The sequence below is a fragment of the Stenotrophomonas sp. YJH_SMC_14-1 genome (assembly GCF_059372275.1).
In genome coordinates this window covers 398,132-421,961 of the sequence record NZ_JCAFVK010000001.1, presented here as the reverse complement: position 1 = coordinate 421,961, position 23,830 = coordinate 398,132, and the positions used below count along the sequence as shown (strand labels likewise).

Annotated in this window: 24 protein-coding genes; 5 read left to right on the top strand and 19 right to left on the bottom strand. The window is 66.0% G+C overall.

Annotated elements, in window-relative coordinates; translation table 11 throughout:
- Positions 1-31: 31 nt before the first annotated feature.
- The 9 genes from AC5P9P_RS02135 to ffh all read right to left on the bottom strand — a co-directional run bounded on the left by AC5P9P_RS02135 (position 32) and on the right by ffh (position 6,601).
- Complete coding sequence (locus AC5P9P_RS02135) at positions 32-466, bottom strand: DUF1801 domain-containing protein (protein WP_005412655.1); 435 nt, start codon at positions 464-466, stop codon at positions 32-34.
- Between the two features lie 80 nt (positions 467-546).
- The gene (locus AC5P9P_RS02130; RefSeq protein WP_012479532.1) at positions 547-927 is read right to left on the bottom strand and encodes a DUF6404 family protein; all 381 of its coding nucleotides are present in this window, start codon (positions 925-927) and stop codon (positions 547-549) included.
- An 82-nt stretch (positions 928-1,009) separates the two neighbouring features.
- The gene (gene rplS, locus AC5P9P_RS02125; protein WP_005408597.1) at positions 1,010-1,411 is read right to left on the bottom strand and encodes a 50S ribosomal protein L19; all 402 of its coding nucleotides are present in this window, start codon (positions 1,409-1,411) and stop codon (positions 1,010-1,012) included.
- A gap of 154 nt (positions 1,412-1,565) precedes the next feature.
- Complete coding sequence (gene trmD / locus AC5P9P_RS02120; protein ID WP_049432339.1) at positions 1,566-2,324, bottom strand: tRNA (guanosine(37)-N1)-methyltransferase TrmD; 759 nt, start codon at positions 2,322-2,324, stop codon at positions 1,566-1,568.
- A gap of 8 nt (positions 2,325-2,332) precedes the next feature.
- The gene (rimM, locus tag AC5P9P_RS02115; protein ID WP_005408595.1) at positions 2,333-2,845 is read right to left on the bottom strand and encodes a ribosome maturation factor RimM; all 513 of its coding nucleotides are present in this window, start codon (positions 2,843-2,845) and stop codon (positions 2,333-2,335) included.
- A 44-nt stretch (positions 2,846-2,889) separates the two neighbouring features.
- Positions 2,890-3,150, bottom strand: a complete 261-nt coding sequence (rpsP, locus tag AC5P9P_RS02110) for a 30S ribosomal protein S16 (protein ID WP_005408594.1) — start codon at positions 3,148-3,150, stop codon at positions 2,890-2,892.
- 97 nt (positions 3,151-3,247) lie between these two features.
- Positions 3,248-4,060 (bottom strand): aminotransferase class IV family protein, encoded by an 813-nt coding sequence (locus tag AC5P9P_RS02105; RefSeq protein ID WP_495232584.1) that lies wholly within the window; start codon positions 4,058-4,060, stop codon positions 3,248-3,250.
- Positions 4,057-5,133 (bottom strand): NAD(P)H-dependent flavin oxidoreductase, encoded by a 1,077-nt coding sequence (locus AC5P9P_RS02100; protein ID WP_111187926.1) that lies wholly within the window; start codon positions 5,131-5,133, stop codon positions 4,057-4,059. The genes AC5P9P_RS02105 and AC5P9P_RS02100 overlap by 4 nt, the downstream gene beginning before the upstream one ends.
- Positions 5,134-5,224: 91 nt before the next feature.
- The gene (gene ffh, locus AC5P9P_RS02095) at positions 5,225-6,601 is read right to left on the bottom strand and encodes a signal recognition particle protein (RefSeq protein ID WP_005408591.1); all 1,377 of its coding nucleotides are present in this window, start codon (positions 6,599-6,601) and stop codon (positions 5,225-5,227) included.
- A gap of 122 nt (positions 6,602-6,723) precedes the next feature.
- Between ffh and AC5P9P_RS02090 the strand changes: the two genes are divergently transcribed.
- Positions 6,724-7,518, top strand: a complete 795-nt coding sequence (locus AC5P9P_RS02090; protein WP_005408590.1) for a cytochrome C assembly family protein — start codon at positions 6,724-6,726, stop codon at positions 7,516-7,518.
- A 99-nt stretch (positions 7,519-7,617) separates the two neighbouring features.
- Here AC5P9P_RS02090 and AC5P9P_RS02085 read toward each other — a convergent pair whose 3' ends face one another.
- The 4 genes from AC5P9P_RS02085 to radA all read right to left on the bottom strand — a co-directional run bounded on the left by AC5P9P_RS02085 (position 7,618) and on the right by radA (position 13,884).
- A complete protein-coding gene (locus tag AC5P9P_RS02085; protein ID WP_049404740.1) occupies positions 7,618-8,082 on the bottom strand; it encodes a YqhG/Tai3 family protein in 465 nt (154 codons plus the stop codon).
- A gap of 92 nt (positions 8,083-8,174) precedes the next feature.
- Positions 8,175-10,481: a tetratricopeptide repeat protein gene (locus tag AC5P9P_RS02080; protein ID WP_184013958.1), complete on the bottom strand. Its 2,307-nt coding sequence runs from the start codon at positions 10,479-10,481 to the stop codon at positions 8,175-8,177.
- 48 nt (positions 10,482-10,529) lie between these two features.
- Positions 10,530-12,386: an ATP-binding protein gene (locus AC5P9P_RS02075; RefSeq protein ID WP_033833372.1), complete on the bottom strand. Its 1,857-nt coding sequence runs from the start codon at positions 12,384-12,386 to the stop codon at positions 10,530-10,532.
- Between the two features lie 121 nt (positions 12,387-12,507).
- On the bottom strand, positions 12,508-13,884 hold the full coding sequence (radA, locus tag AC5P9P_RS02070) for a DNA repair protein RadA (RefSeq protein ID WP_005408586.1): 1,377 nt from the start codon (positions 13,882-13,884) through the stop codon (positions 12,508-12,510).
- 150 nt (positions 13,885-14,034) lie between these two features.
- Here radA and AC5P9P_RS02065 point away from each other — a divergent pair, with 150 nt between their 5' ends.
- The gene (locus AC5P9P_RS02065) at positions 14,035-16,092 is read left to right on the top strand and encodes a putative bifunctional diguanylate cyclase/phosphodiesterase (RefSeq protein ID WP_005412645.1); all 2,058 of its coding nucleotides are present in this window, start codon (positions 14,035-14,037) and stop codon (positions 16,090-16,092) included.
- A 494-nt stretch (positions 16,093-16,586) separates the two neighbouring features.
- Here AC5P9P_RS02065 and cyoD read toward each other — a convergent pair whose 3' ends face one another.
- Genes cyoD through cyoA form a run of 4 tightly spaced genes read right to left on the bottom strand, consistent with a single transcriptional unit; the run spans position 16,587 to position 20,603 of the window.
- Positions 16,587-16,928, bottom strand: a complete 342-nt coding sequence (gene cyoD / locus AC5P9P_RS02060) for a cytochrome o ubiquinol oxidase subunit IV (protein WP_005408584.1) — start codon at positions 16,926-16,928, stop codon at positions 16,587-16,589.
- Positions 16,928-17,566: a cytochrome o ubiquinol oxidase subunit III gene (gene cyoC / locus AC5P9P_RS02055; RefSeq protein WP_005408583.1), complete on the bottom strand. Its 639-nt coding sequence runs from the start codon at positions 17,564-17,566 to the stop codon at positions 16,928-16,930. Before cyoC ends, cyoD begins: the two co-directional genes overlap by 1 nt.
- Positions 17,563-19,560, bottom strand: a complete 1,998-nt coding sequence (gene cyoB / locus AC5P9P_RS02050) for a cytochrome o ubiquinol oxidase subunit I (protein ID WP_005408582.1) — start codon at positions 19,558-19,560, stop codon at positions 17,563-17,565. The genes cyoC and cyoB overlap by 4 nt, the downstream gene beginning before the upstream one ends.
- Before the next feature lie 2 nt (positions 19,561-19,562).
- The gene (gene cyoA, locus AC5P9P_RS02045; protein ID WP_005408581.1) at positions 19,563-20,603 is read right to left on the bottom strand and encodes a ubiquinol oxidase subunit II; all 1,041 of its coding nucleotides are present in this window, start codon (positions 20,601-20,603) and stop codon (positions 19,563-19,565) included.
- Between the two features lie 353 nt (positions 20,604-20,956).
- On the opposite strand from cyoA, the gene AC5P9P_RS02040 reads away from it, so the two are divergent.
- From AC5P9P_RS02040 to AC5P9P_RS02030, 3 genes are all read left to right on the top strand, one after another.
- Positions 20,957-21,568 carry a GyrI-like domain-containing protein gene (locus AC5P9P_RS02040; protein ID WP_033833370.1) on the top strand — a complete coding sequence of 204 codons (612 nt, stop codon included), beginning with the start codon at positions 20,957-20,959 and terminating at the stop codon, positions 21,566-21,568.
- 39 nt (positions 21,569-21,607) lie between these two features.
- Positions 21,608-21,901 carry a hypothetical protein gene (locus AC5P9P_RS02035; protein ID WP_049430964.1) on the top strand — a complete coding sequence of 98 codons (294 nt, stop codon included), beginning with the start codon at positions 21,608-21,610 and terminating at the stop codon, positions 21,899-21,901.
- A 73-nt stretch (positions 21,902-21,974) separates the two neighbouring features.
- Positions 21,975-22,301 (top strand): hypothetical protein, encoded by a 327-nt coding sequence (locus AC5P9P_RS02030; protein ID WP_005408578.1) that lies wholly within the window; start codon positions 21,975-21,977, stop codon positions 22,299-22,301.
- A gap of 75 nt (positions 22,302-22,376) precedes the next feature.
- On the opposite strand, the gene AC5P9P_RS02025 is transcribed toward AC5P9P_RS02030, so the two are convergent.
- Both AC5P9P_RS02025 and AC5P9P_RS02020 read right to left on the bottom strand, forming a co-directional pair.
- The gene (locus tag AC5P9P_RS02025; RefSeq protein ID WP_033833369.1) at positions 22,377-22,736 is read right to left on the bottom strand and encodes a TonB family protein; all 360 of its coding nucleotides are present in this window, start codon (positions 22,734-22,736) and stop codon (positions 22,377-22,379) included.
- Entirely contained in the window at positions 22,737-23,687 is a 951-nt protein-coding gene (locus AC5P9P_RS02020) for an RHS repeat-associated core domain-containing protein (protein WP_395760179.1), read from the bottom strand.
- Positions 23,688-23,830 lie beyond the last annotated feature (143 nt).

The window sequence follows — 23,830 nt, the reverse complement described above, 5'->3', positions numbered from 1 at the left end:
TCTCGTCGGCAAGGAGATCAGAACGGTGGGCTTACATGTGTTCGCCGGGCAATGCCGCGGCCTGGCGCACCCAGTCAAGAAACCGGGCTTCATCCAGTACGCCATCCTGTGCAATGTGCAGGTAGCGCGTATCGGCACTCCTGGACGGCTCCGGCGGCACCGGTTTCAGCGCAGCGCCGCGGAAGAACGCCACCTTGATATAGCGGGTGAAGCAATGGAAGCTGAGAAACCAGCCTTCGCCCGCGGCCACCGCATACATCGGCGAGTTCCACTTCACCGCCTTGTGCACCCCGGGTACGGCCTGTTCGACCAGCGCATCCAGCCGTGCGCCGATCGGCCGCTTCCAGTCCGGCATCGCCGCGATATAGGCCTGTACCGTGGCATCGCCCTCGCCCTTGGCGATCTGCGGATTACCGCCTGACAACAGCTTGGGCGCAGCGGAAGGTGCGGTTCGCTTGGCAGGCATCGCACGGCACGTCCATCGGGATGATGCCGGCAGCCTACCGCGGCCTGTGCCGGGCGGTCACGGCGCAGTGCGCCATCGGCTCAGTCCGCCTGCCCCGCGCGGAACTGGCGCCACTCCGGCAATTTGCGGTGACGGCGCAGCGAGCGCATCAAGCCGGCCATCACCACGCCGAACAGCGCACCAGCCAACAGCCCGGCCGCCAGCAGCAAGGCCAGCGGACGCTCGCTGCCCTGCCACAGCATCAGCCACATCAGCGCGGTCCAGAACAGCCCGAACAACAGGCCCTGCACCAGCGCATTGGTACCGAAGCCGGCGAGGATCGGCGGTGGCAGTGCGATGCCCATGCGCCACAGCAGGCGATGCAGCAACGGCGCCGACTGCACACGCGCCAGTCCCTTGCCGTCGAGGAAGCGCAACGCCGACTGGATCACGGCGGGATAGCGCGGGTTGATGTCGTTCATCACCTGAGCATGGCCGATGCGATGCCGGAAACGCAAACGGCCACCCGAAGGTGGCCGTCGCGGCAACAACCGAAGTTGTTTATCAGGCCTTTTCGGCCAGACGGGCAGCCTTGGCGGCAGCAGCGGCAGCCAGGTCTTCCTTGATGCGGGCAGCCTTGCCTTCCAGGCCACGCAGGTAGTACAGCTTGCCGGCGCGGACCTTACCACGACGCTTCACTTCGACCGAGTCGATGATGGCGCTGTGGGTCTGGAACACGCGCTCGACGCCGTAGCCGTGCGAGATCTTGCGCACGGTGAACGAGGAGTTCAGGCCGGCGTTCTTGGTGGCGATGACGACGCCTTCGTAGGCCTGCACGCGCTCGCGGCTGCCTTCCTTCACCTTCACGTTGACGACAACGGTGTCGCCCTGGCTGAACTTCGGCAGTTCACGGGTGATCTGGGCGGATTCGAATTCCGCGACGATGGACTTGTTCAGCTTGCTCATGGGTTACACCGATTCTTGTTCGGGTGGGCGTGTCATGTAGACAACGTGGGCTCATGCAGTCACCGGACTGTGCTGCACGTTTGTTGTGGGTACTGCGCGCGCCGGCCTGGGCTGGCGGTAATTGGCCATGATAGCCGATAAAGCCGGCCCTGCGCTAGGGGGCGGCCTTCTGTTTCTGGGCTTGACGGCCCTGTTCCAGCAGCGTGCGGTCGGCCTTGCCCAGCGTCTGTTCATCCAGCAGGTCCGGGCGCCGCTGGGCGGTACGGACCAGCGACTGCTGGCGGCGCCACGCGGCGATGGCCGCATGGTTGCCTGAGCGCAGCACGTCCGGCACGTCGCCCAGAGGGTGCTGGGCCGGCTGGCTGTAGTGCGGACAGTCGAGCAGGCCCAGATCACCTTCGAAACTGTCCTGGGCCGCTGATTCAGCGTCATTCAGGGCCCCGTCCTGCAGGCGGGCCACGGCGTCGATGATGACCGCGGCACCCAGCTCGCCACCCGACAGCACATAGTCGCCGAGGGAGATTTCCTCGTCGACATTGGCTTCCAGGAAACGCTCGTCGATGCCCTCGTAGCGACCACAGAGCAGGACCATGCGCGGCAGTGCCGCCAGTTCCCGTACCTTGGCCTGGGTCAACGGCGCCCCCTGCGGGCTGAGGTAGATCACCCGCGCCGGGGTCGGATCAGCATCGCGGATCGCCTGCAGGCAGGCCTGCAACGGTTCGATCAGCATCACCATGCCCGGGCCGCCACCGAACGGACGGTCGTCCACCCGGCGGTAGTTGCCTTCGGCGTAATCACGGGGATTCCAGCCATGCAGGCTGAACAATCCCTTCTCCTGCGCGCGCCCGACCACGCCCAGTCCAGCGGACTGGGCGAGGAACTCGGGGAACAGGGTGATGACGTCGAAACGCATGCTCACACTCAGAACTCGGGATCCCAGTCGACCACGACCAGGTTGGCCTCGAAATCGACCGACTTGACGAAGTCCGGCTGCACGAACGGGATCATCCGCTCGCGGTCACCCCGGACCACCACCACGTCGTTGGCGCCGGTGCTGAACAAGTGCGAGACCTGGCCCAGGGCAACGCCCTCGGTGGTCTTCACGTCCAGGCCTTCCAGGTCCACCCAGTAATACTCATCGGGCTTCGGCGGTGGCAGGGCACTGCGGGCCACATAGATCTCGGTGCCGCGCATCGCTTCAACGGTATCGCGGTCCTCGACGCCGGGGAACCGGGCGACCAGGTGCTTGCCACTGTCGCGGCCACGCACACCTTCAATCGTGGTTTCCACGCCGGACGGGCTGCGCACGATCCACGGCTGGTAACGGAAAATGGCGGAACGTGGCTCGGTCCAGGACTCGAGCTTGATCTCGCCGCGCACACCAAAAGCGCCGACAACCCTGCCCAGCAGGATGCGGCGCTCGATATCTTTCATCTGCTTCAACCAAGAGGGCCACGCCGAAGCGTGGCCCGTCAGGATCAGGCCGCAGCGGCCTGGGACTTGGTCGCTTCCTTGATCAGGTTGCGGACCTTGTCGGTCGGCTGGGCGCCGTTCTTGACCCAATGGTCAACGCGGGCCAGGTCCAGCTCGATGCGCTTCTCGCCGCCCTGGGCGACCGGGTTGTAGAAACCAACGCGCTCGATGTTGCGGCCGTCGCGCGCACTGCGCACGTCGGTGACGATGATGTGGTAGAACGGACGCTTCTTGGCGCCGCCGCGGGTCAGTCGAATCTTGACCATGGTGTTTTTCCTATTGCCCAGTCGCCAGGATGGCGAGGTAAGCGGGCGATTATAGCGGTAGAGTCCGGCCGAGCCAACCCCGGGCGTTCGCTTGGGGTCAGATCCCTTTTGCGCCGCAAAAGGGATCTGACCCCAGCCCCTGCCAAGCCACCGCCGCCAGCACCGCCCTGCCCTGTTCAGCCAGCGCCTGCGAGCTTGGCAGGAGATGCCCGTCGATGGCCTCCAGCGCCCACAGGCCGCTGGCGTTGCAGGCAAAAGCGGCCTTCACACTGCCCAGTTCAGCCAGCGCCAACGGCCGCGTCAACTGCGTATCGGGCCAGTGCCGCTTCATCAGCGCCTCGGCCGTACCGCGCAGGGCCGGCGCCTGCGGCCAGAGCAGCCGTTCACCATCGTGCACGGCCAGGTTCCAGGTGCTGCCTTCACTCACGTCGCCATCAGCGGTCACGAACAGCACATCGTCGAATCCTTCGGCCATCGCCGCGCGGCGCTCGGCGAACAGGCCAAACGTGCCCACGTGCTTGATCTGCGGCATTTCGCGCTGCCAGACCACGCTGCGCACGCGCTTGGGCGCGACCAGGGCCACCGGCGCTGATACTGCCACCAGCACGTCCACCGGCACCGCCGCCAGCGGGTTGCGGAAATCGAACCGGCGCGAGTACACCGTCACCCGCAGCGAGGCATCGGCCAGGCCGGCCTGCTGCAGGGCCTGTGCCATCCAGGTCTGTACCTGCACCGTATCCAGCTCGCTGCCGAACAGTGCACGCGTGGCCTGTGACAGCCGCGCCAGATGCAGGCCCAGTCCCTGCACCGCGTGGTCGCGCACCTGCAGCGAGGTGAAATGGCCGTAGTTGACCAGCGCCGGCAGCAGATCCTCGACCTGTGCCGGCAGGCCGTTGCAGGTCACCGTCATCGCAGCAGCGCCTGCGCCTGGCTCCACATGCCGCGCAGCACGTCGGCGGCCGGCTGTGCCGGCGCCATCCACGCCGACTGCCCGGCCCAGGCCTGCATCGCCGCCAGGCGGTTTTCCTGCGCGGCCTGATTGCGCATCGGCGCGGTCAGCCCGCGCTGCACCGGGTACGGGCGTGGCGCCGGGGCGCCTTCTGCGGCAGCGGCGCGCACATAGGCGGTCGCCAGGCCGCGGCCCAGGCGGCCGCTGAAGGCGCGGGTCGGCCAGGTGTCTTCCGGTTCGCTGGCGGCCAGCCCATCGGCCCACGCCGAGGCGATCGCGGCTTCGGGCGTGCGCAGGAACGCGGTGCCGATCTGCACCGCGCTGGCCCCCAGCGTGAGCGCGGCCGCGATACCGCGGCCATCGGCGATACCGCCGGCGGCAATCACCGGGATCTGCAGGTGATCGGCCAGGCGCGGCAGCAGCGCGAACAGGCCGACCAGCTGGCGCTCGGCCATCGCCGGATCGAACGCACCGCGATGGCCGCCCGCTTCCATGCCCTGCGCCACCACCGCATCGGCACCGGCGTCCTGTGCTGCACGCGCTTCGGACAAGGTGGTCGCGCAGGCGATCCAGGCAATGCCGGCATCCTTCAACTGCTGCACGTGGCGCGGCAGCAACACACCCATGATGGTCGAGGCCACCGCCGGGCGTGCGGCCAGCAGTGCGGCGAACTGTTCTTCGAAGTCGGCGGGCGTGGCATCGGCGGCGCTGGCCGGCACGTCCGGGCCCCACTGCGTCAGGAAGGCGCGGCTGGCAGCCTCGGCGGCAACGTCACGGGTCGGCACCGGATCCGGCACCCACAGGTTCACCTGCGCCGGGCCATTGGAAGCGGCGCGGAAGTCATCCATCCAGCGGCCGATATCGGCGGCCGGCGACAGCACCGCACCCATCGCGCCCATGCTGCCGGCATTGGCCAGCGCGGCCGACAGCGGCACCGGGCAGGCACCGGCCATCGGTGCCAGCAGGATCGGAAGCTGCAATGAAAAACGCCGACAGAAGGTGTCGGCGCGTTCAAGAATCGGCGATGCATTCACGCGACATACCTGTTGGAGAAGTCGCCATCCAGCATACGCCAGTCATTGTGACCGGGGCCGCGTCGCAATGCGCGCCGGCCCCGTCGCTGCATCAACGGAACGGCATGCCGCGGCCGCCCATGGCGCCCATCATGCCCTTCATGCTGCGCAGCATGCCCTTCATGCCGCCGCCGGCCATCTTGCTCATCATCTTTTCCATCTGCATGTACTGCTTCATCAGCTTGTTGACGTCAGCCGGCGTCACGCCCGAGCCCTTGGCGATGCGCGCGCGGCGCGAGCCGTTCAGCAGGTTCGGGTTGCGCCGTTCCTTCTTGGTCATCGAGCTGATGATGGCGATCATGCGCGGCACTTCCTTGCCCTGGCTGACCTGCTGCTTCAGATGGTCGGGGATGTTGCCCAGGCCCGGCAGCTTGTCCATCAGGCCGCCGATGCCGCCCATGTTCTGCATCTGCTCGAGCTGGTCACGCATGTCGTTCAGGTCGAACTTCTTGCCCTTGGCGACCTTCTCGGCCAGCTTGGCCGCCTTGTCCTTGTCGACCTGCTGCTCTACCTGCTCGACCAGCGACAGCACGTCGCCCATGTCGAGGATGCGGCTGGCGATACGGTCCGGGTGGAACACGTCCAGGCCTTCCGGCTTTTCGCTGACGCCGACGAACTTGATCGGCTTGCCGGTGATGTAGCGCACGCTCAGTGCGGCACCGCCACGGGCGTCACCGTCGGTCTTGGTCAGCACCACGCCGGTCAGCGGCAGGGCATCGCCGAAGGCCTTGGCGGTGTTGGCCGCGTCCTGGCCGGTCATGGCGTCGACCACGAACAGGGTTTCGGCCGGGTTCACCGCAGCGTGCAGGGCCTTGATCTCGGCCATCATCGCTTCGTCGATGGCCAGGCGGCCGGCGGTATCGACCAGCAGCACGTCGACGAACGACTTGCGCGCGTCGTCGATGGCGGCACGGACGATGGCTTCCGGCTTCTGGTCGGCGCTGGACGGGAAGAACAGCACGCCGACCTGCTCGGCCAGGGTCTTCAGCTGTTCGATCGCGGCCGGACGGTAGACGTCGGCCGAAACCACCATCACCTTCTTCTTGCGCTTTTCCTTCAGGTGCTTGGCCAGCTTGCCCACCGTTGTGGTCTTGCCGGCGCCCTGCAGGCCCGCCATCAGGATGATGGCCGGCGCGGGCACATTGAGGTTCAGGTCGCTGGCTTCGGCGCCCATCACCGCGGTCAGTTCGTCGCGCACGACCTTGATCAGCGCCTGGCCCGGGGTCAGCGACTTCAGCACTTCCTGGCCGACCGCTCGTACCTTGATGCGCTCGATCAGGGCCTGCACCACCGGCAGCGCAACGTCGGCTTCGAGCAGCGCGATGCGCACTTCGCGGGTCGCCTCGCGGATGTTCTCCTCGGTCAGGCGGCCACGGCCACGCAGGCGCTCGATGGTGCCGGAAAGGCGCTGGGTCAGGGACTCGAACATGCGGCGCAACCTGTCTGAAAGCGGGGGACAATAAGGCAGACAGTATAACGGGTCCGGCTGTCTCCCCGGACTGCGGCCACGGGGCCGTCGCCACCACCGCAGGGGTGTGCGAAACTGCAACGATGACAATCGTTCTCATCGCCGTCCTGCTCTACCTGGCTGCCAGTGCCCTGCTGGTGCGCGCGCTCGGCCGCGATGAAACCACCGGCTCGCCCACCTGGCTGTGGCCGGCCCTGCCGGCGATGCTGCTGCATGGCAGCTACCACGTGATGGTGGCGATGCGCACCAACGGCGGGCCGGACATGCACTTTTTCGCCGCGCTGTCGCTGGTCGGCCTGGGCATGGCCTGGCTGACCTCGCTGGTCGGCGCGCGCGGGCGGATGTCGGCGCTGGGCGTGGTGGTGTTCCCGCTGGCTGCCGTGCTGCTGCTGGCCTACCACGGCTACGGCCACGAACCGAGCAAGGTGCTGGGCTGGCGCCTGGCCAGCCACGCCTGGCTGGCGCTGCTGGCCTACGCCACGCTGAGCATCGCCGCGCTGCTGGCAATCATGCTGTGGCTGCAGGAACGCGCACTGCGTCGCCGCGAGTTCCGGCCGTGGCTGCGGGCGCTGCCGCCGCTGGCCGACCTGGAATCACTGCTGTTCCGGGTGATCACCGTCGGCTTCGCGCTGCTGACCCTGACCCTGGTCACCGGTGTGCTGTTCGTCGATGACCTGCTGGCACAGAAGCTGGTGCACAAGACCGTGCTGAGCGTGCTGTCGTGGGTCGTGTTCGGCGTGCTGCTGGTCGGCCGCCGCCGCTACGGCTGGCGCGGCATGAAGGCGGTGCACTGGACGCTGGCGGCAATGCTGTTGCTGCTGCTGGCGTTCTTCGGCAGCCAGTTCGTGATCGAACTGGTGTTCGGGCATACGCGATAGAAGCGTGCCGCCCAACGGTCGGCACCCACCCAACATCACCTGGTAGTGCCGGCCGCTGGCCGGCAACTGGACCGCACCCTGCGTGGATGCTGCCGCCGGTCAGGGCACCGGCTGCGCCAGGATCTTCCGCACCGAACGGCCGCTGTTGGTGAGGATGTCATCGACCTGCCAGCAGCCCTGGCCCTGGCGCACCATCGGCAACCGGGTCACGTAGGCCTTCTTCCAGACCAAATAGCGCATTTCTACCTGGCCGGTGGTCGCCGAGGCCTCTTTCCAGCTGTAACGCACGGGGCTGTCGATGTCGCCATCCTGCGCATCCAGCCACGGATCGGAATCGATCGTGCAGATGCCCTCCTCGCGCTGCTGGCAGGCACGCTCATCACGCAGCGCCTTGCCGAAGGCCGCGCTGACCAGCGCGGCCGGCGGATCCAGCAGATCACCGTTGCCAGTCGTCGCCTCGTAGAAGGCGCGGGCCACAGCCGCAGGCTCCCGGCAGGCGGGAGCAGCCTGCACGGCGGGGGCCAGCAGCAGCCCGGTGATCACGAGCATCCCTGTCTTTCGCATGTATTTCTCCTTGAGGGAGTGCCGGCCGCTGGCCGGCACTACAGGATATCCCGGTGCTGCCGGCCAGCGGCCGGCACTACCCGATACCCGGCTTACAACCCGTAACGCTCGATCACGTCCAGGTGCGGCTGGCGATCCTGGTTGCAGGCTTCGGCCAGGCGCAGCCAGCAATGCGGATGCGGCCACGTCGCGGTCTGCTGCTGGAGGAAGCGGTGCAGCGCCAGCGGTGCATGGTCCTGCGGCTGGGCCACGGTGAACAGCAGGCCGGGCAGCGTGCCGTCTTCCACATCGGGGTCGGTGACGGTGTAGTCCGGGCGGCTGTGCGACCACACCTTCCAACCCTGTGCTTCGGCCGCCTCGACGAAGACGTTCCAGGCCTCTTCGCCCGGGTGCGCGCCATCGATCATCCAGCTGCGGGCGAAGCCTCCGCGTTCCAGCACATGCACCTGCGCATAGGTCGGGATGAAATGCTCGCGTGCTTCCTCCTCCTCGGGTGCCGGATGCACCAGCGCGGCATCGAACACCACCCAGTCGCCCACCTGCTGGGCGCGGTTGGACGGCGCGTTCTCGACGATGCGCGCGGTCACCGGTCCGCTGCGACGGGCGTAGTACTCCATCGGCTCACCGTTCTCTTCGCTGCGGATGATCACCCAGCCCCACGGCTCTTCGACCACGCCTTCCTGGCTGGACAGCTCCATGCCGATCGCCTTGGCCGAGCGACGCACGGCGTCCCAATCCCGTGCCGCGCTGGCGGCACTCATGTGGTCCCAATGCGCGGCATTCGGCTCTTCCAGCAATTCAACCAGCTGCGCATAGCAGGCCTGTGCTTCGCTGAAGCGGCCGGTTTCCATGTACATCCGCGCCAGCGTGCCGCGCGCGCCGTGCGAGCCCGGCGACAGCTCCAGCAGGCATCGGGCCGCCTGCTCCAGCGCCGGCCAGTCGGACACGCGGCGTGCACGCTGCACCTCGCACCAGTGCGCGAACACCGGCACGCTGCCACGGTAGAGATCGGCCAGCTGGCGCAGGCCATCGTCGTCGCCCTGTTCGGCCAGCCAGCGCATCAACGTGTAGGCCGCGGGACCATCGTTCTGCGCATGGCTGCGTACGAACCGCCACAGCAGCGCGCGCGCCTCGGGCTGCGCGCCGCAGGCATTGAGTGCGCTGGCCGCCATCTCGGCCAGCGCCTCGTCATCGGGCAACTCGGCATGCGCCTGCAGCAACCACTGCGCTTCGCGCTCGGGATCGCGCGACTGGTTCTGTTCGCCCTGCGCGTCCAGCCATGCCAGCAGCTCGCCCGCCGGCACCGGCAGCGGTGCGACATCCGGCAACGCGTCGATGCCCGCGGCCAGGCCGGCCACCAGCGCCGCAGCACCACGATCCTGGCGCAGCTGCGCCAGATGGGTGCGGGCCAGTTCCAGCTGCCGCAGTGCCACCCAGCGCGCGCCACGCTGCAGCGCCAGCTCCAGGCTCAGTGCTGCCACTTCGATCAGCAGGCGATGCGATCCGACCCGGGCAAAGTGCTCGATGATCGTGTTGAAGCGCGTGCCCAGATCCCAGGTATTGCGCGCAGGATCCCGCTGGCAGAGCGCGGCGGCGGTGTTGGCCCACAGGCGCCAGTAGTTCGGAGTCAGCTCGCTCCACGGCACCAGCTGCTGCAGCGCCTCTTCGTCGCGACCCAGCTGGGCCAGCGCCCAGGCCTTGGACAGGCGGCGCGGCACCGTGCAGTTGGCCGGCTCGTATTCTCCGGACGCAGCAACTTCGGCCTCCCGCTTTTCGATCAGCGCCAGTGCCTCATCGGCACGGCCCATTCCCAGCAGGATCTTGATCTGCATCTCCGGGAAGCTGTCGAACACTTCCTTGCCACAGGCCTCCACGGCATCGGCCTGCGCCTGCAGGTAATCCAGCGCCGCCTGGCCACGACCATCATCGAGCAGCGCATCGGCCTTCTCGCAGCTCAGGCACTGGAAACAGGCCCAGCTCGGATCGATGCGACCCAGTGTTTCATCGCAGACCTCGATGCGCTCGGGCACCCAGCCCGGGCCATCGATGTTGCCATAGCAGGCAGCCAGATCCTGGGTCACGCAGATCGACTGCGGGCATTCCAGCGTGTCATCACGGTGCGCACGTTCGAACAGCGCCACCGCTTCGCCCAGCGCGCTCTCGCCTTCGACGCGGTTGCCGACGCGGTTGCGCAGCGCCCAGTGGCCGACATAGACGTCGACCCACGGGTTGTCCAGCGCCTTGCCCAGCGCACGCGCTTCGGGCAGCAATGCATCGACGCGGTCGATCTGCAGTTCACTCACCTCGTCGGCGAGACGGTTCAGCAGGTGCGCGTTCTGCGCCTGGCCGGCCTGGCGCAGGTCACCCTGCAGTTTTTCGACCCAGTTCCAGATGTCCATGGGGTAAGTGCTCCTGTCTAGCGAAGGCTGGATGAGAAGGTACGGTGCTCAGCGCAGCATCTGCTGCAGGGCACCGGCGATATCGGTAAAGGCGCCGTTGAGATCCGGGCCGGGCGTAGCGTTCGCGCGTGCCAGCGGGCGGCCCTGCGCGGCGACGATGATCTTCAGTGAGCGCAGCAGACGGGCTGCGGCTTCGGCCTGTGGATGCCCCTCGCGCTGGGCGCGCAGCAGCGCCTGCACTGCCGGGTTGTCGAGATTGAGGTACAGCCGCGACGGCGCGCGCGACTCGATGCGTGCGGTGAACTGCCGGGCCAGGCGCAGCGCGGCCATCGACACGCGCTTGTCGTTCTCGTCGTCTTCCAGGCGCTGCTTCAGCTCGGCTTCGCGGTCGGGCACCACCACCACCGGCAGCGACTCGGGGCTGAAGCGTGCCGGCAGCAACTGTTCGCCGTCGCCCAGCTGCTCGCGCAGCCATGCCAGCTGCGCCTCGTCGAGGCTGTCATCGCTTCGGAACAGTGCACGGTTACCCTGCTCGGTCCCCAGTTCAACCAGGCGCAGGCCCTTGGCCTGGGCCCAGCGACGCAGGAACGGCACGACTGCATAGCGGTGGCCATGCGCGACCGGTACCCCCATCGCGCGGAACAGCATCTCCTCGAAGCCACCGCCATTGTCGAGAATCACATGCACGGCACCACGCGCCGGCAGCGCACTGGCCGGCAGGTCGCCCTGCGAAGTCGGCACGCGCACGTGCTCCAACAGCAGGTCGAACAGGCGGTCATCGCACAGCGCCGCGCCCAGCAAGGCCTCATTATGGCGCGTGAGAACGCGTCGCCAGGCTTCCGGCTGCTGCCGTGCGACGTCGGCCAGGCCATCAATCAGCGCCTCCAGCAGCGCGTGCTGCACGGCCCGGTACTGGTCATCGCGCTGCAGGTCTTCGCGGCTGGCGGTGGGCGTCAGCCGCGAGGATTCGATCACCCCGCCGATGAAACCGGCCCACGGCGGCAGCAGGTCGCGCGCATCGTCATCCAGCAGCATGCCGCGCACGAACACCGAAAGATTGCGGTTGTCACTGGTGCCGTAGGTAGCGCCGTCCTGGACCCACAACAGGCCGGTGGCATCGCTGTCGCCATCCGCGCGCAGTGGCACGGTGACGATCGGCTCGAAATCGTGCTCGAAGCGCGCAGCGAACTGCAGCGCCTGGCGACGCGCCTGTACCGGATGCACGACGACGTCACCCTGGCTGCGCCACGGCGGCGGCTCGGGGTTGAGCGCCTCGGCCGCAGCACCGATGAAGATCGGCTCGGACAGCAGCGCGCAATAGCGGCCCAGCACCTCGTGCAGGCGCGCCTCGTTGGCCAGCGGCAGGAAATCCGGATGCAGCTCCAGTTCCACCTCGGTGCCAACCGCGCGCGCCGGCATTTCGCTGACGGTGTACTGCTCGGCATTGCTGGACACGTACAGATGACCCAGTTCCGGCGTCTGGTACGAGGTGGTACGCACGCTGACCCTGCGCGCCAGCACGAAGGCCGACAGGAACCCGAGGCCGAACATGCCGATCAGGCCTTCATCGTCCTCCCCGCCCTGGCGCAGGCCCCGGGTGTAGCCGACGCCCACGGTAGCCAGGTAGTCATGGATTTCCTGGCGGGTCAGGCCGGCACCGGTATCGGTGATGCGCAGCACGCCGGCAGCGGCATCGACCTGCACCGAGATGCGCGACGGCACTTCGATGCCAGGCTGCTCGATGCGGCGACGGATGATCGAGTCATGCGCGTTCTGCACCAGCTCACGCAGCGCCACCACCGGGGTGGAATACAGGTGCTTGCCCAGCACCGTCATCAATCCATTGAGATCGACCCCTGCGCGACGGATTTCGGCGTTGGGGGCGGTGGGCGTGGTGTCCTGCATGTAATCGTTTACTCCTGGGCACGGAAAGACGCCAGAGGGCGCCTTCGTCGAGCGGGAAAAACTAGCACAGGCAGGCTGACCGTTGCCGTATACGACGTTTGTAGAGGCAGGGCCGCGCGCATCACGCCGCGTCGATAGCCTCGGACAGGCGCTCCACCGCGATCACTTCCATGCCCTTCACCGAACCGCCCTTGGGCGCGTTGGCCTTGGGCACGATGGCGCGCTTGAAACCATGGGTGGCCGCCTCGCGCAGGCGGTCCTCGCCGTTGGGCACCGGGCGGATCTCGCCGGACAGGCCAACCTCGCCAAAGGCAATCGTCTTTTCCGCCAGCGGCCGGTCCTGCAGCGAGGACAGCACCGCCAGCAGCACCGGCAGGTCGGCCGCGGTCTCCTGTACGCGGATACCCCCGACCACATTGACGAACACGTCCTGGTCGCCGACCAGCACGCCGCCGTGACGGTGCAGCACGGCCAGCAACATGGCCAGGCGGTTCTGCTCCAGGCCGACCGCGACACGGCGCGGGTTCGACAGCGGCGATGCATCGACCAGTGCCTGCACCTCCACCAGCAGGGGCCTCGTGCCCTCGCGGGTGACCATCACGCAGCTGCCCGGCTGATGGGTGCTGCCGCCGGACAGGAAGATGGCCGATGGATTGGAGACTTCCTTCAGGCCCTTGTCCCCCATCGCGAACACGCCGAGTTCGTTGACCGCACCGAAGCGGTTCTTGAACGCGCGCAGCAAACGGAAGCGGCTGCCGCTCTCGCCTTCGAAGTACAGCACCGCATCGACCATGTGTTCGAGCACGCGCGGGCCGGCGATGCCGCCCTCCTTGGTCACGTGGCCGACCAGGAACACGGCGGTGCCGGTCTCCTTGGCGAAACGCACCAGCCGCGCCGCGCTCTCGCGCACCTGGCTGACCGAACCCGGCGCGGCGGTCAGGCTCTCGGTCCACAGGGTCTGCACCGAATCGGCCACGATCAGCCGCGGGCCCGCCCTGGAGGCATGCTGCAGGATCGACTCGACGCCGGTCTCGGCCAGCGCGTTGACCCCATCCAGTGGCAGTTCCAGCCGGTGCGCACGGCCGGCCACCTGCGCCAGCGACTCCTCGCCGGTGACGTACAGCACCGGCAGTTCGGCCGCCATCTTCGCCACTGCCTGCAGCAGCAGGGTCGACTTGCCGATGCCCGGGTCACCGCCGACCAGCACCACCGCGCCCTCGACCAGGCCACCGCCGAGCACACGGTCGAACTCGCCGATGCCGGTGCTGACCCGGCGGTGCTCGGTCTGCTCCACGTCCTTCAGCGCGGTGATCTTCGGCGGATCGATCTTGCCCGCCCAACCCGCCCGGCGCGACGCCGGCGCCTTGGCCGCCGCCGCGCTCTCCAGCACGATTTCCGACAGCGAGTTCCAGGCGTTGCACTCGGTGCACTGGCCCTGCCACTTGCTGAATTCGGCGCCGCATTCATTGCAGACGTAGGCGGTGCGGGCTTTGGCCATCGGATGATTTCCAGCAACGGGAACAGGCGTGGCAGGATAGCCGAGCCGGGTCGCAGGTGCTGCGACCGCTCAAGTCCCGCCTGCCCGCGCCGATAGCTGTCGCGGGCGTGCGCCTTGCGGGCGCCCCCTCCCTCCCCCTCTGGATTCAACATGACTGGCAGTTACAGTCAGAGCCTGGTCGCCATCTCCCTGCTGGTGGCCATTCTTGCTTCGTACACGGCGCTGGACATGGCCGGCCGCCTGGCCACCGCCGAGGGGCGCGTGGCCCGCTGGTGGCTGGCCGGCGGCGCGGCGGCGATGGGCCTGGGTATCTGGTCGATGCATTTCATCGGCATGCTGGCCTTCGACCTGCCGATTCCGGTCGGCTACGACCTCGGCATCACCCTGTACTCGCTGGCCGTGTCGATCGGCGCCTCGGCCTATGCGCTGTGGCTGGTGTCGCGGTCCAGCCTGCCCTGGCGACGTCTGCTGGCCGGCGCCGTGCTGATGGGCCTGGGCATTGCCACCATGCACTACCTGGGCATGGCCGCGATGCGCATGCAGCCGGGCATCGACTATCACCCGGGCTGGTTCGCTGCCTCCATCGCGGTTGCCATCGGCGCCGCCGGTGCGGCGCTGTGGATTGCCTTCCGCCTGCGTGCCGAGCAGCGCAACACCACGCGCCTGCGCCTGCTCGCCTCACTGGTGATGGGCCTGGCCATCGTCGGCATGCACTACACCGGCATGGCCGCGGCGCGCTTCCCGGAGGGCAGCATCTGCGGCGCGGTCGGCAGCGGCGGCATCGACACGCGTTGGCTGGCGGTGCTGGTGATCGTCACCACGGTGGCGACTCTGGGCATCGCCCTGGTGGCCTCGCTGTTCGACCGGCAGATGCGCGTGCGCACCGGGCTGCTGGCCGATTCACTGGCACACGCCAACGACAGGCTGATCCAGGCCGCCCTGCACGACCCGCTGACCCAGCTGCCCAACCGCATGCTGCTGCAGGACCGCATCGAGCAGGCCATCGAGAAGGCGCGGCGGCGCAACCAGGCGGTGGCGGTGATGTTCTGCGACCTGGACGGCTTCAAGGCGGTCAATGATGCGTACGGACACCAGCTGGGAGATCGCCTGCTGGTGGCGGTGGCGCAGCGTATCGGCGGCCTGCTGCGGCCACAGGACACCTTCGCCCGCCTCGGCGGCGACGAGTTCGTGATCGTGCTGGCCATCGATGTTCCCGACGATGCAGTGGTGGTCGCCGAGCGGATCATCGCGGCGGCGGGCGAACCGTTCCTGCTGGATGCAGCCGAGCTGCAGGTCAGCGCCAGCCTGGGCATCGCCCTGTATCCGGCTGACGCCGGCAACGAGCGCGAGCTGATGGCACACGCCGATGCGGCGATGTACCACACCAAGGAGACCGGCCGGAACGGCTATACGTTCTTCACCCCCTCGATGCAGCTCAGTGCCAACCGCCAGCTGCGCCTGCTGCAGGACCTGCGCAAGGCCATCGCCCGCGACGAGCTGGTGCTGCACTACCAGCCCAAGTTCCCTGCCGCCGGCGCACCGGCCACCGGCGCCGAAGCGCTGCTGCGCTGGCAGCATCCCGAGCTGGGCCTGCTGGCGCCGGATGTGTTCATTCCCATCGCCGAACGCAGCGGTCTGATCCTGCCGATCGGTGACTGGGTACTGGACCGTGCCTGTGCACAGCTGCGCGCGTGGCACGATGCCGGACATTCCGAATGGTCGATGGCGGTGAACCTGTCACCGTTGCAGTTCGCCTCGCCGGCGCTGCTGGACAGTGTGCGCGAGGTGCTGCAACGGCACCGCATCGAACCGGCGTGCCTGACCCTGGAGATCACCGAGACCACGGCGATGAAGGACGTGGACGCCAGCCTGGCGATTCTCAACGACCTGACCGCGATGGGCGTGCACATTGCCATCGACGACTTCGGCACGGGCTATTCCAGCCTGCTCTACCTGAAGCGCATGCCCGCCACCGAACTGAAGATCGACCGCGCGTTCGTGCACGATCTGGAATGCAATGAAGAGGATGCCGCCATCGTCTCGTCGATCATCGCGCTGGGGCGCACCCTGCAGCTGCAGGTGGTGGCAGAGGGTGTGGAGACGCAGGCACAGCGCGAGTACCTGAGCGAACTGGGGTGTGATCAATTGCAGGGTTACCACCTGGGCCGACCAATGGACGCCGAGGAGTTCCTGCGCCGGGTGGGGTGAGACCCCATCCACGCATGGCATGGATCTCCTGGTAGCGCCGGCCGCTGGCCGACTTCCCGTAATTGCCGGCCAGCGGCCGGCACTACCACCCTGTGCCGGCCATGCCGGGTGGGATGAGGCCGATGGCTTTGGGGTCGGATCCCTTGCCGCAGGCAAGGGCTCTGACCCCATCCCCGTACAGCGTGGATCTCCTGGTAGGGCCGGCCGCTGGCCGCCTTCCCGCAACTGCCGGCCAGCGGCCGGCACTACCCCCTGTGCCGGCCATGCCGGGTGGGATGAGGCCAATGGCTTTGGGGTCGGATCCCTTGCCGCAGGCAAGGGCTCTGACCCCATCCACGCATGGCGTGGATCCTGGTAGAGCCGGCCGCTGGCCGGCTTCCCGTAATTGCCGGCCAGCGGCCGGCACTACCACCGCGCGTGCCATTCCCGGTGGGCGCGACAAACAAAAAGGCCGCCCGAGGGCGGCCTTTCTGCGTGGCGACGTCGCGCGGACGTCAGTGCATCATGTGCACGTTCATGTTGTGCATGACCCACAGGGTACCGACCACGATGATGCCGATCACCACCACGGTGAAGGCCGCAGCGTTGACGTTCCAGCGGCTTTCCGAAGAGCGGTCCAGGTGCAGGAAGAACACCAGGTGGACCAGCATCTGCAGCACCGCGGTGATCGCGATCACCACACCGTTGACGGTGCGCGAGAAATCACCCGACATCACCATCCAGAACGGGATGACGGTCAGCACCACCGCCAGCACGAAGCCGATCAGGTACGACTTCACGGTGCCATGGCTTTCGCCGCCGGTGCCGTGGTCGTGTGCATGGTTGTCATGTGCCATTACAGCGCTCCATTGAGGTAGACGACGGAGAACACGCCGATCCAGATCAGGTCCAGGAAGTGCCAGAACAGGCTCAGGCACGCCATGCGGGTCTTGTTGGTCGGGGTCAGGCCGTACTTCTTCAGCTGCACGAACATCACCAGCAGCCACAGCAGGCCGGCGCTGACGTGCAGGCCGTGGGTACCGACCAGGGCGAAGAACGCCGACAGGAAGGCACTGCGGTCCGGACCGTAGCCCTGGTGGATCAGGTGCTGGAACTCCCACACTTCCATGCACATGAAGCCGAAGCCCAGCAGCCAGGTGATGCCCAGCCACAGGTACATCTGGCCCATCTGCTTGCGGTGCATGGCGATCATGCCCAGGCCGAAGGTCAGCGACGAGGTCAGCAGCAGCGCGGTTTCCCATGCCACGAACGGCAGTTCGAACAGGTCCTTCGCGGTGGGGCCACCATCGGTGCCGCCTGCCAGCACCACGTAGGTGGCGAACAGCGAGGCGAAGATGAGGCAGTCGCTCATCAGGTACACCCAGAAACCGAAGACGGTGTTGCCGCCGGTGTCGTGGTGCTCGTGGTCGTCATGGCCATGGGCCGCCGCATGCGCGGCGTGCCCGTGGCTCAGGGTCGAGGTATTGGTGCTCATGCCTTCAGCTCCGACTTCACCAGGCCCTGGGCTTCCAGGTGCTTGCGGTGTTCGTTCTCGATGCGTTCCACCTCGGCGGCCGGGACCCAGTAGTCCACGTCCTGGTCGAAGGTGCGGTAGATGAACGTGGCGATCATGCCGACGAAGCCGACGATGGCCAGCCACCAGATGTGCCAGATCATCGCGAAGCCGAACACCAGGCTGAAGGCACCGATGACAACGCCCGTGCCGGTGTTGCGCGGCATGTGGATGTCGGTGTACTTGGCCGGCTTCGGCCAGGCTTCACCACGCTGCTTGCGCTCCCAGAAATCGTCCAGTTCGGTGACTTCCGGCAGGGTGCCGAAGTTGTAGAAGGCCGGCGGCGAAGAGGTTTCCCACTCCAGCGTACGGGCATCCCACGGGTCGCCAGTCAGGTCGACGGTCTTCTTGCGGTCGCGGATCGACACGGCCACCTGGATGATCTGGCACAGGATGCCGGCGCCAACGATGAAGGCACCTGCGGCGGCGATCAGCAGCAGCGGCTCGTAGGCCGGGTTGACGGTGCTCTGCAGGCGACGGGTCATGCCCATGAAGCCCAGCACGTACATCGGCATGAAGGTCACGTAGAAGCCGATGAACCAGCACCAGAACGCGCACTTGCCCCAGAACTCGTTGAGGCGGAAGCCGAACATCTTCGGCCACCAGTAGGTGATGCCGGCGAACATGCCGAACACCACGCCGCCGATGATGACGTTGTGGAAGTGGGCGATCAGGAACAGGCTGTTGTGCAGCACGAAGTCGATGGCCGGGATCGCCAGCATCACGCCGGTCATGCCGCCGATGACGAAGGTGACCATGAAGCCGATGGTCCACAGCACCGGGGTGGTGAAGTGCACGCGGCCGCGGAACATGGTGAACAGCCAGTTGAAGATCTTCACGCCGGTCGGGATCGAGATGATCATCGTCGTGATGCCGAAGAAGGCATTGACGTTGGCACCCGAACCCATGGTGAAGAAGTGGTGCAGCCACACGATGAACGACAGCACGCCGATGCAGGCGGTGGCGTAGACCATGCCCTTGTAGCCGAACAGCGCCTTGCGCGAGAAGGTCGCGATGACTTCGGAGAACACACCGAACGCCGGCAGGACCAGGATGTACACCTCCGGGTGACCCCAGATCCAGATCAGGTTGATGTACAGCATGGCGTTGCCGCCACCGTCATTGGTGAAGAAGTGCGTACCAAGGTAACGGTCCAGGGTCAGCAGCACCAGGGTGATGGTCAGCACCGGGAAGGCAGCGACGATCAGCACGTTGGTCACCAGGGCGGTCCAGGTGAACACCGGCATCTGCATCAGCTTCATGCTGGGGGTACGCATCTTCAGGATGGTGATGAAGAAGTTGATACCGCTCAGCGTGGTACCCAGGCCTGCGACCTGTAGACCCCAGATGTAGTAGTCCATGCCGACGCTTGGACTGTATTCGATGCCCGACAACGGCGGGAACGCCAGCCAGCCGGTGGCAGCGAACTCACCGATCCACAGCGACAGCATGATCAGCACAGCGCCCGACACGAACAGCCAGAAGCTGAGCGAGTTGACGAACGGGAACGCGACGTCGCGCGCACCGATCTGCAGCGGCACGGCCAGGTTCATCAGGCCGGTGATCAGCGGCATCGCCACGAAGAAGATCATGATCACGCCGTGGGCGGTGAAGATCTGGTCGTAGTGGTGCGGTGGCAGGTAACCCTCGGACCCGCCGACGGCGAGCGCCTGCTGGGTACGCATCATGATGGCGTCGGAGAAGCCGCGCAGCAGCATGACGAAGGCGACGATGAGGTACATCACGCCGATCTTCTTGTGATCCACCGAGGTGAACCACTCCTTCCACAGATAGCCCCACAGCTTGAACTTGGTGATCAGGGCCATGACGCCCAGGCCACCCAGCACCGCGCCGACCAGGGTGGTCAGCACGATCGGATCGTGGGGGATCGACTCAAGAGAGAGTTTTCCCAACATGTTCATTCTCCCGAACCCGCGTGGCCAGCATGGCCAGCGTGTTCGTGTTCGGTGGCATCCAGGTTTTCACCCGATTCCTTGGAATCATGCGCGTCACTGGGGGCATGCCCCTCGTGCGCTTCATGGCTGGCGGCATCGGCAGCGGCGGCACCGGCGTGCGAGTGCTTCATGCCGTAATGCTTGTTGTCGCCCATGTGCTTGGCGATGACCCAGTCGAACAGGCCTTCTTCGGTCTTGCCGAAGTAGGTGACCGGATACCACTCGGCGTTGCGTGCTTCACCCAGGGCCTTGAACGAGGCCTTGTCCAGGGTCTGCTCACCGGCACGGACCTGGTCCAGCCACTGACGGTATTCGGCATCGGTGACCGAGTAGGCGGTGAAGTGCATCTTGGCGAAGCCTGCGCCACTGTAGTGCGAGGACATGCCCGGGAATTCACCGGTCTCGTTGGCGATCAGGTGGAGCTTGGTCTCCATCGCAGCCATCGAGTAGATCATGCTGCCCAGGTGCGGGATGAAGAAGGCATTCATCACCGAATCGGACGTGATCTTGAAGTTCAGCGGCGTGTTGACCGGGAACTTGATTTCGTTGACGACCGCCACCTTCTCTTCCGGATAGATGAACAGCCACTTCCAGTCCAGCGAGATCGCCTCGATGGTGACCGGCTTGACGTCCGATTCCAGCGGACGATACGGGTCCAGCGCGTGCGACGAACGCCAGGTCAGGACCGCCAGCACCAGCACGATCATGCAGGGAATGGACCACACCACCACCTCGATCGCCGTCGAGTGGGACCACTTCGGCTCGTAACGGGCCTTGGTGTTGGAGGCGCGATACTTCCACGCGAAGGTCAGGGTCATGATGATGACCGGGATGACGACCAGCAGCATGAGCACGGTGGCCGTGATCAGCAGGGTCTTCTCATCCTGGCCGATCTGGCCCTTCGGACTGAGGATGGCCACGGCATCGCAGCCGGTGAGCATCACCAGCAACGACAGCAGCAGGCCCGGGCGCAACCAGCGCCCAAGGGTTTTCAACGGAATCATCGGTCGATCCAATTGCGAGGGAATGCCGTTCCCCGTCCTGCCTGTTCCGGCCAAAGCCGGTCCCACCGGTCCGGAAGACAGGTAGGGAGGTGGGTCGAGTCAGCCTTTCAATTTTAGGCCGTCACCCACCATTTAAGAAAGGCATTGACATTGATCGAGCGCAGGAAAGGCCCGATTCTGGCTGCGACACGTTGTCGCACCGCGCGGGCATGACGGGGCGCATGACCCAGGGCGGCATTCCGGCCCTGGACGTTCGCGGGCCGTTCGCCCTCGTTCGGCAAAGTCACCTGAATCGGTTCAGGCGTGCTGACGGGTGCCTGGCATGGGATGCTCGGCACAGGAGGAAGACCCCGATGGACAAGATCGACTTCAAGAACCGCGACCGGGCACTCTATCACCCGCCCGCCGGCCAGTTCGTACCGGTCGATGTACCGCCCCTGCCCTACCTGATGGTCGATGGTCGCGGCGACCCGAACACTGCCCCGGCCTACCTGCAGGCGGTGCAATGGCTGTACTCGGTGAGCTATGCACTGAAGTTCGCCCTGAAGGCCGGGGGCCAGGACTACGTGGTGCCACCGCTGGAAGCGCTTTGGACCGCCGAGGATCCGTCGAGCTTTGTGGCACGCCGCAAGGATGAGTGGAGGTGGACGGCGATGATCCGCACGCCGGATGGGATCCGTCCAGCGCAGTTGGAGGCTGCCATTGCCAAGGCGGCGAAGAAACTGGGCGACGTTCCGGCCAGCCTTCGCCACGAAATTCTCGAAGAAGGCCTCTGCCTGCAGACGCTTCACGTAGGCGCCTACGATGAAGAGGGTCCGGCCCTGGCCCATCTGCACGACGAACTGATGCCCGCACTGGGTTACACCTTTGCCGGCCCCCATCATGAGATTTACCTGAGCGACCCGCGCAGGACCGACGCGGCGCGGTTGAAGACCGTGCTGCGGCAGCCCGTCCGTGCGGAATGACCGCCTGCGAGCACCGCTCTGACAAGGAGCAGAAGATTCATGCCCCTGATTGATCGTTTACTGCGCTGGACCACCCTGCCCACCGGGCGCCGCGCCTTCGCGCTGCTGTGCAGCGTGTTGTTGCTTGTACTGGCCTGCAATCCCGACCTGCTGCCGCTGCTGTCGCTGATCGATGCACTGGGGATGGATGTGGTGGTGTTGCTGCTGGCCGCACAGGTAACGGTGGTACTGCCCTGGCTGCGGGAACGCACCGGGCGATGGTTCCGGCTGGCCATGCGGATCGCGGCCGGGGTGCTGGCCGGGGTGATCGGCGCTATCTGCGGCAACTGGTGATGCTCGTGCTCATCAGATCCGGCACCTGCTGCGCTATATATAGGGCTTGATCCTCCGGGCCTGCAGGGAAGACATGAAACAGCTCGCTATCACACTCGGTGCACTGCTGCTGTCCGGCAGCGCATGGGCCGATACACACCAGACCGGAAAAATCACCAAACTGGTTGTCGAATCCACGTTCGTTTCCGTGTGGCTGGAAGGCCAGCCCACCAACAACGAGTGTGCTTCCGACGGGCGCTGGACAATCGATCTGGCCAGCGACAAATCCGGACGGGAAAAGTACGCGGCCATCCTGTCGGCGGCGTCATCGCGGACACCGATCGGCTTCCACGCACTCACCAGCGAAGGTTGCGGCGTGTTCGGAGCAAAGAAGATCTACTATTTCGATCTTGCTTATTGAGGCAGATCTTCTCCCCAACTCGCGCTGCCCCATGGCGGGGATTGCCAACGCCTTCCATGGCCTGACCGGGCTCATTCAATCCAGACGTTGGAAATCGAATGTGACCTTCCTGGTGCAGCGGGAGGGGACCGGAGGGAAACGCCACTTCGCCACGGCAACCAAGGCTGCGCGCTCATAAGCAGCATTATCGACCCTCCCCCGGTCCAGCGCTTCAAACTGTGACCGCGTGATGACGGGATTTGTCACCCGCCCATCCTCTTCAACGACGACGGTCGCCACGACAGAGCCACGCACCTGCATCTCGGTCGCGGCGGGAACGACCGGCGCAATGGACTCCACCGGACTGCTTGCCGCCTGGCAAGGCCCAGGGAGCTCCTCACCGGCGTGACATGAGGCACTGGACAAGGCCAACGCAAGCATCAGAACGCGGTTCATTCAACACTCCCGATTGCTGGTGGGGGAGCAGACATTAACCGTGCCGTTCGTGTCGCTGTAGCTCTTCCGGGCAGGCTCCCCCAGCTCACGCGCGGCCCGGGTCTCCACCCCCGTAGCCCGCGCCTCCTCCGAAGATACGCCGACTCGGATCTGCATCACGCCGTTGCTCTCCGAGTTGGACTGTGGCGCAACAAGCGAAGCCTGGAAAGCGGACAATCCAACCCGATCATGCTGGGCAGCATGGCTCACCTCGTGACCGCCCCCCAGAGCAGGAGACTGGATCTCCCCGGAGGATTTGACGCGAAGTCCAGAGGTGACATCAATGCTGATGATTCTCTTGTTCTCGTCATATCCAAAATCACCATTGCGATTGAACTGTATGGTGTAGGTCTCATCGGATAGGAGAATCTGCTTCAGTTCAGAGCTGATGGTTTCTGACTTCATCCAATGGTTGAGCACGGCAGCACCATCACGCAGCGTCGCTCCGCCTTCAAATGCGTACTTGACGATTCGCCCATCTGGATCGGTGAACCTGTAAGGATTCCCGTTCGCATACCTATACCGGTTGAACTGCCCCACCGGCTGCTCATACGCCGTGACCGGATCAACCGACAGGAACACCCCCAACTGCGGATCCATGTAGCGCTGCTGCATGTAGATCAGGCCCGTTGCCGAGTCGCTCACGTGCCCGGTATACCCCGGCCCGTCCGTGACCTGACCACCGACCACGGCCCCGTAGGGCTCGTAGTCATAGCGCTTGATCACATTGCCGTTGGCATCGCTCTCAGCCACGACCGAGCCCAGGGCGTCAGTGTGGATGTACGTCACAGTGGTCTGGGCGACTGCGGTTGGCGACAGGCCAAGGCCGATCAGCAGCACACAACACAGCCAGGCGCCTGATGCCCCCAGCTTGCGAATTCGATCTCCACATCTCCTGAAGCGGGTAAACACGCCGCCTGCAGTTCCCCCGAACCTGCGCATCCTTCCAATCTCTGAAAGAGCCTTGAAGCAAGGCTGGGTATTCATAGCACAGGAATGACCGGCTGCAGTTGCCAGGTCAGGAACTGTGCAAGGAGCCAAGCGCCTGGGAAGCC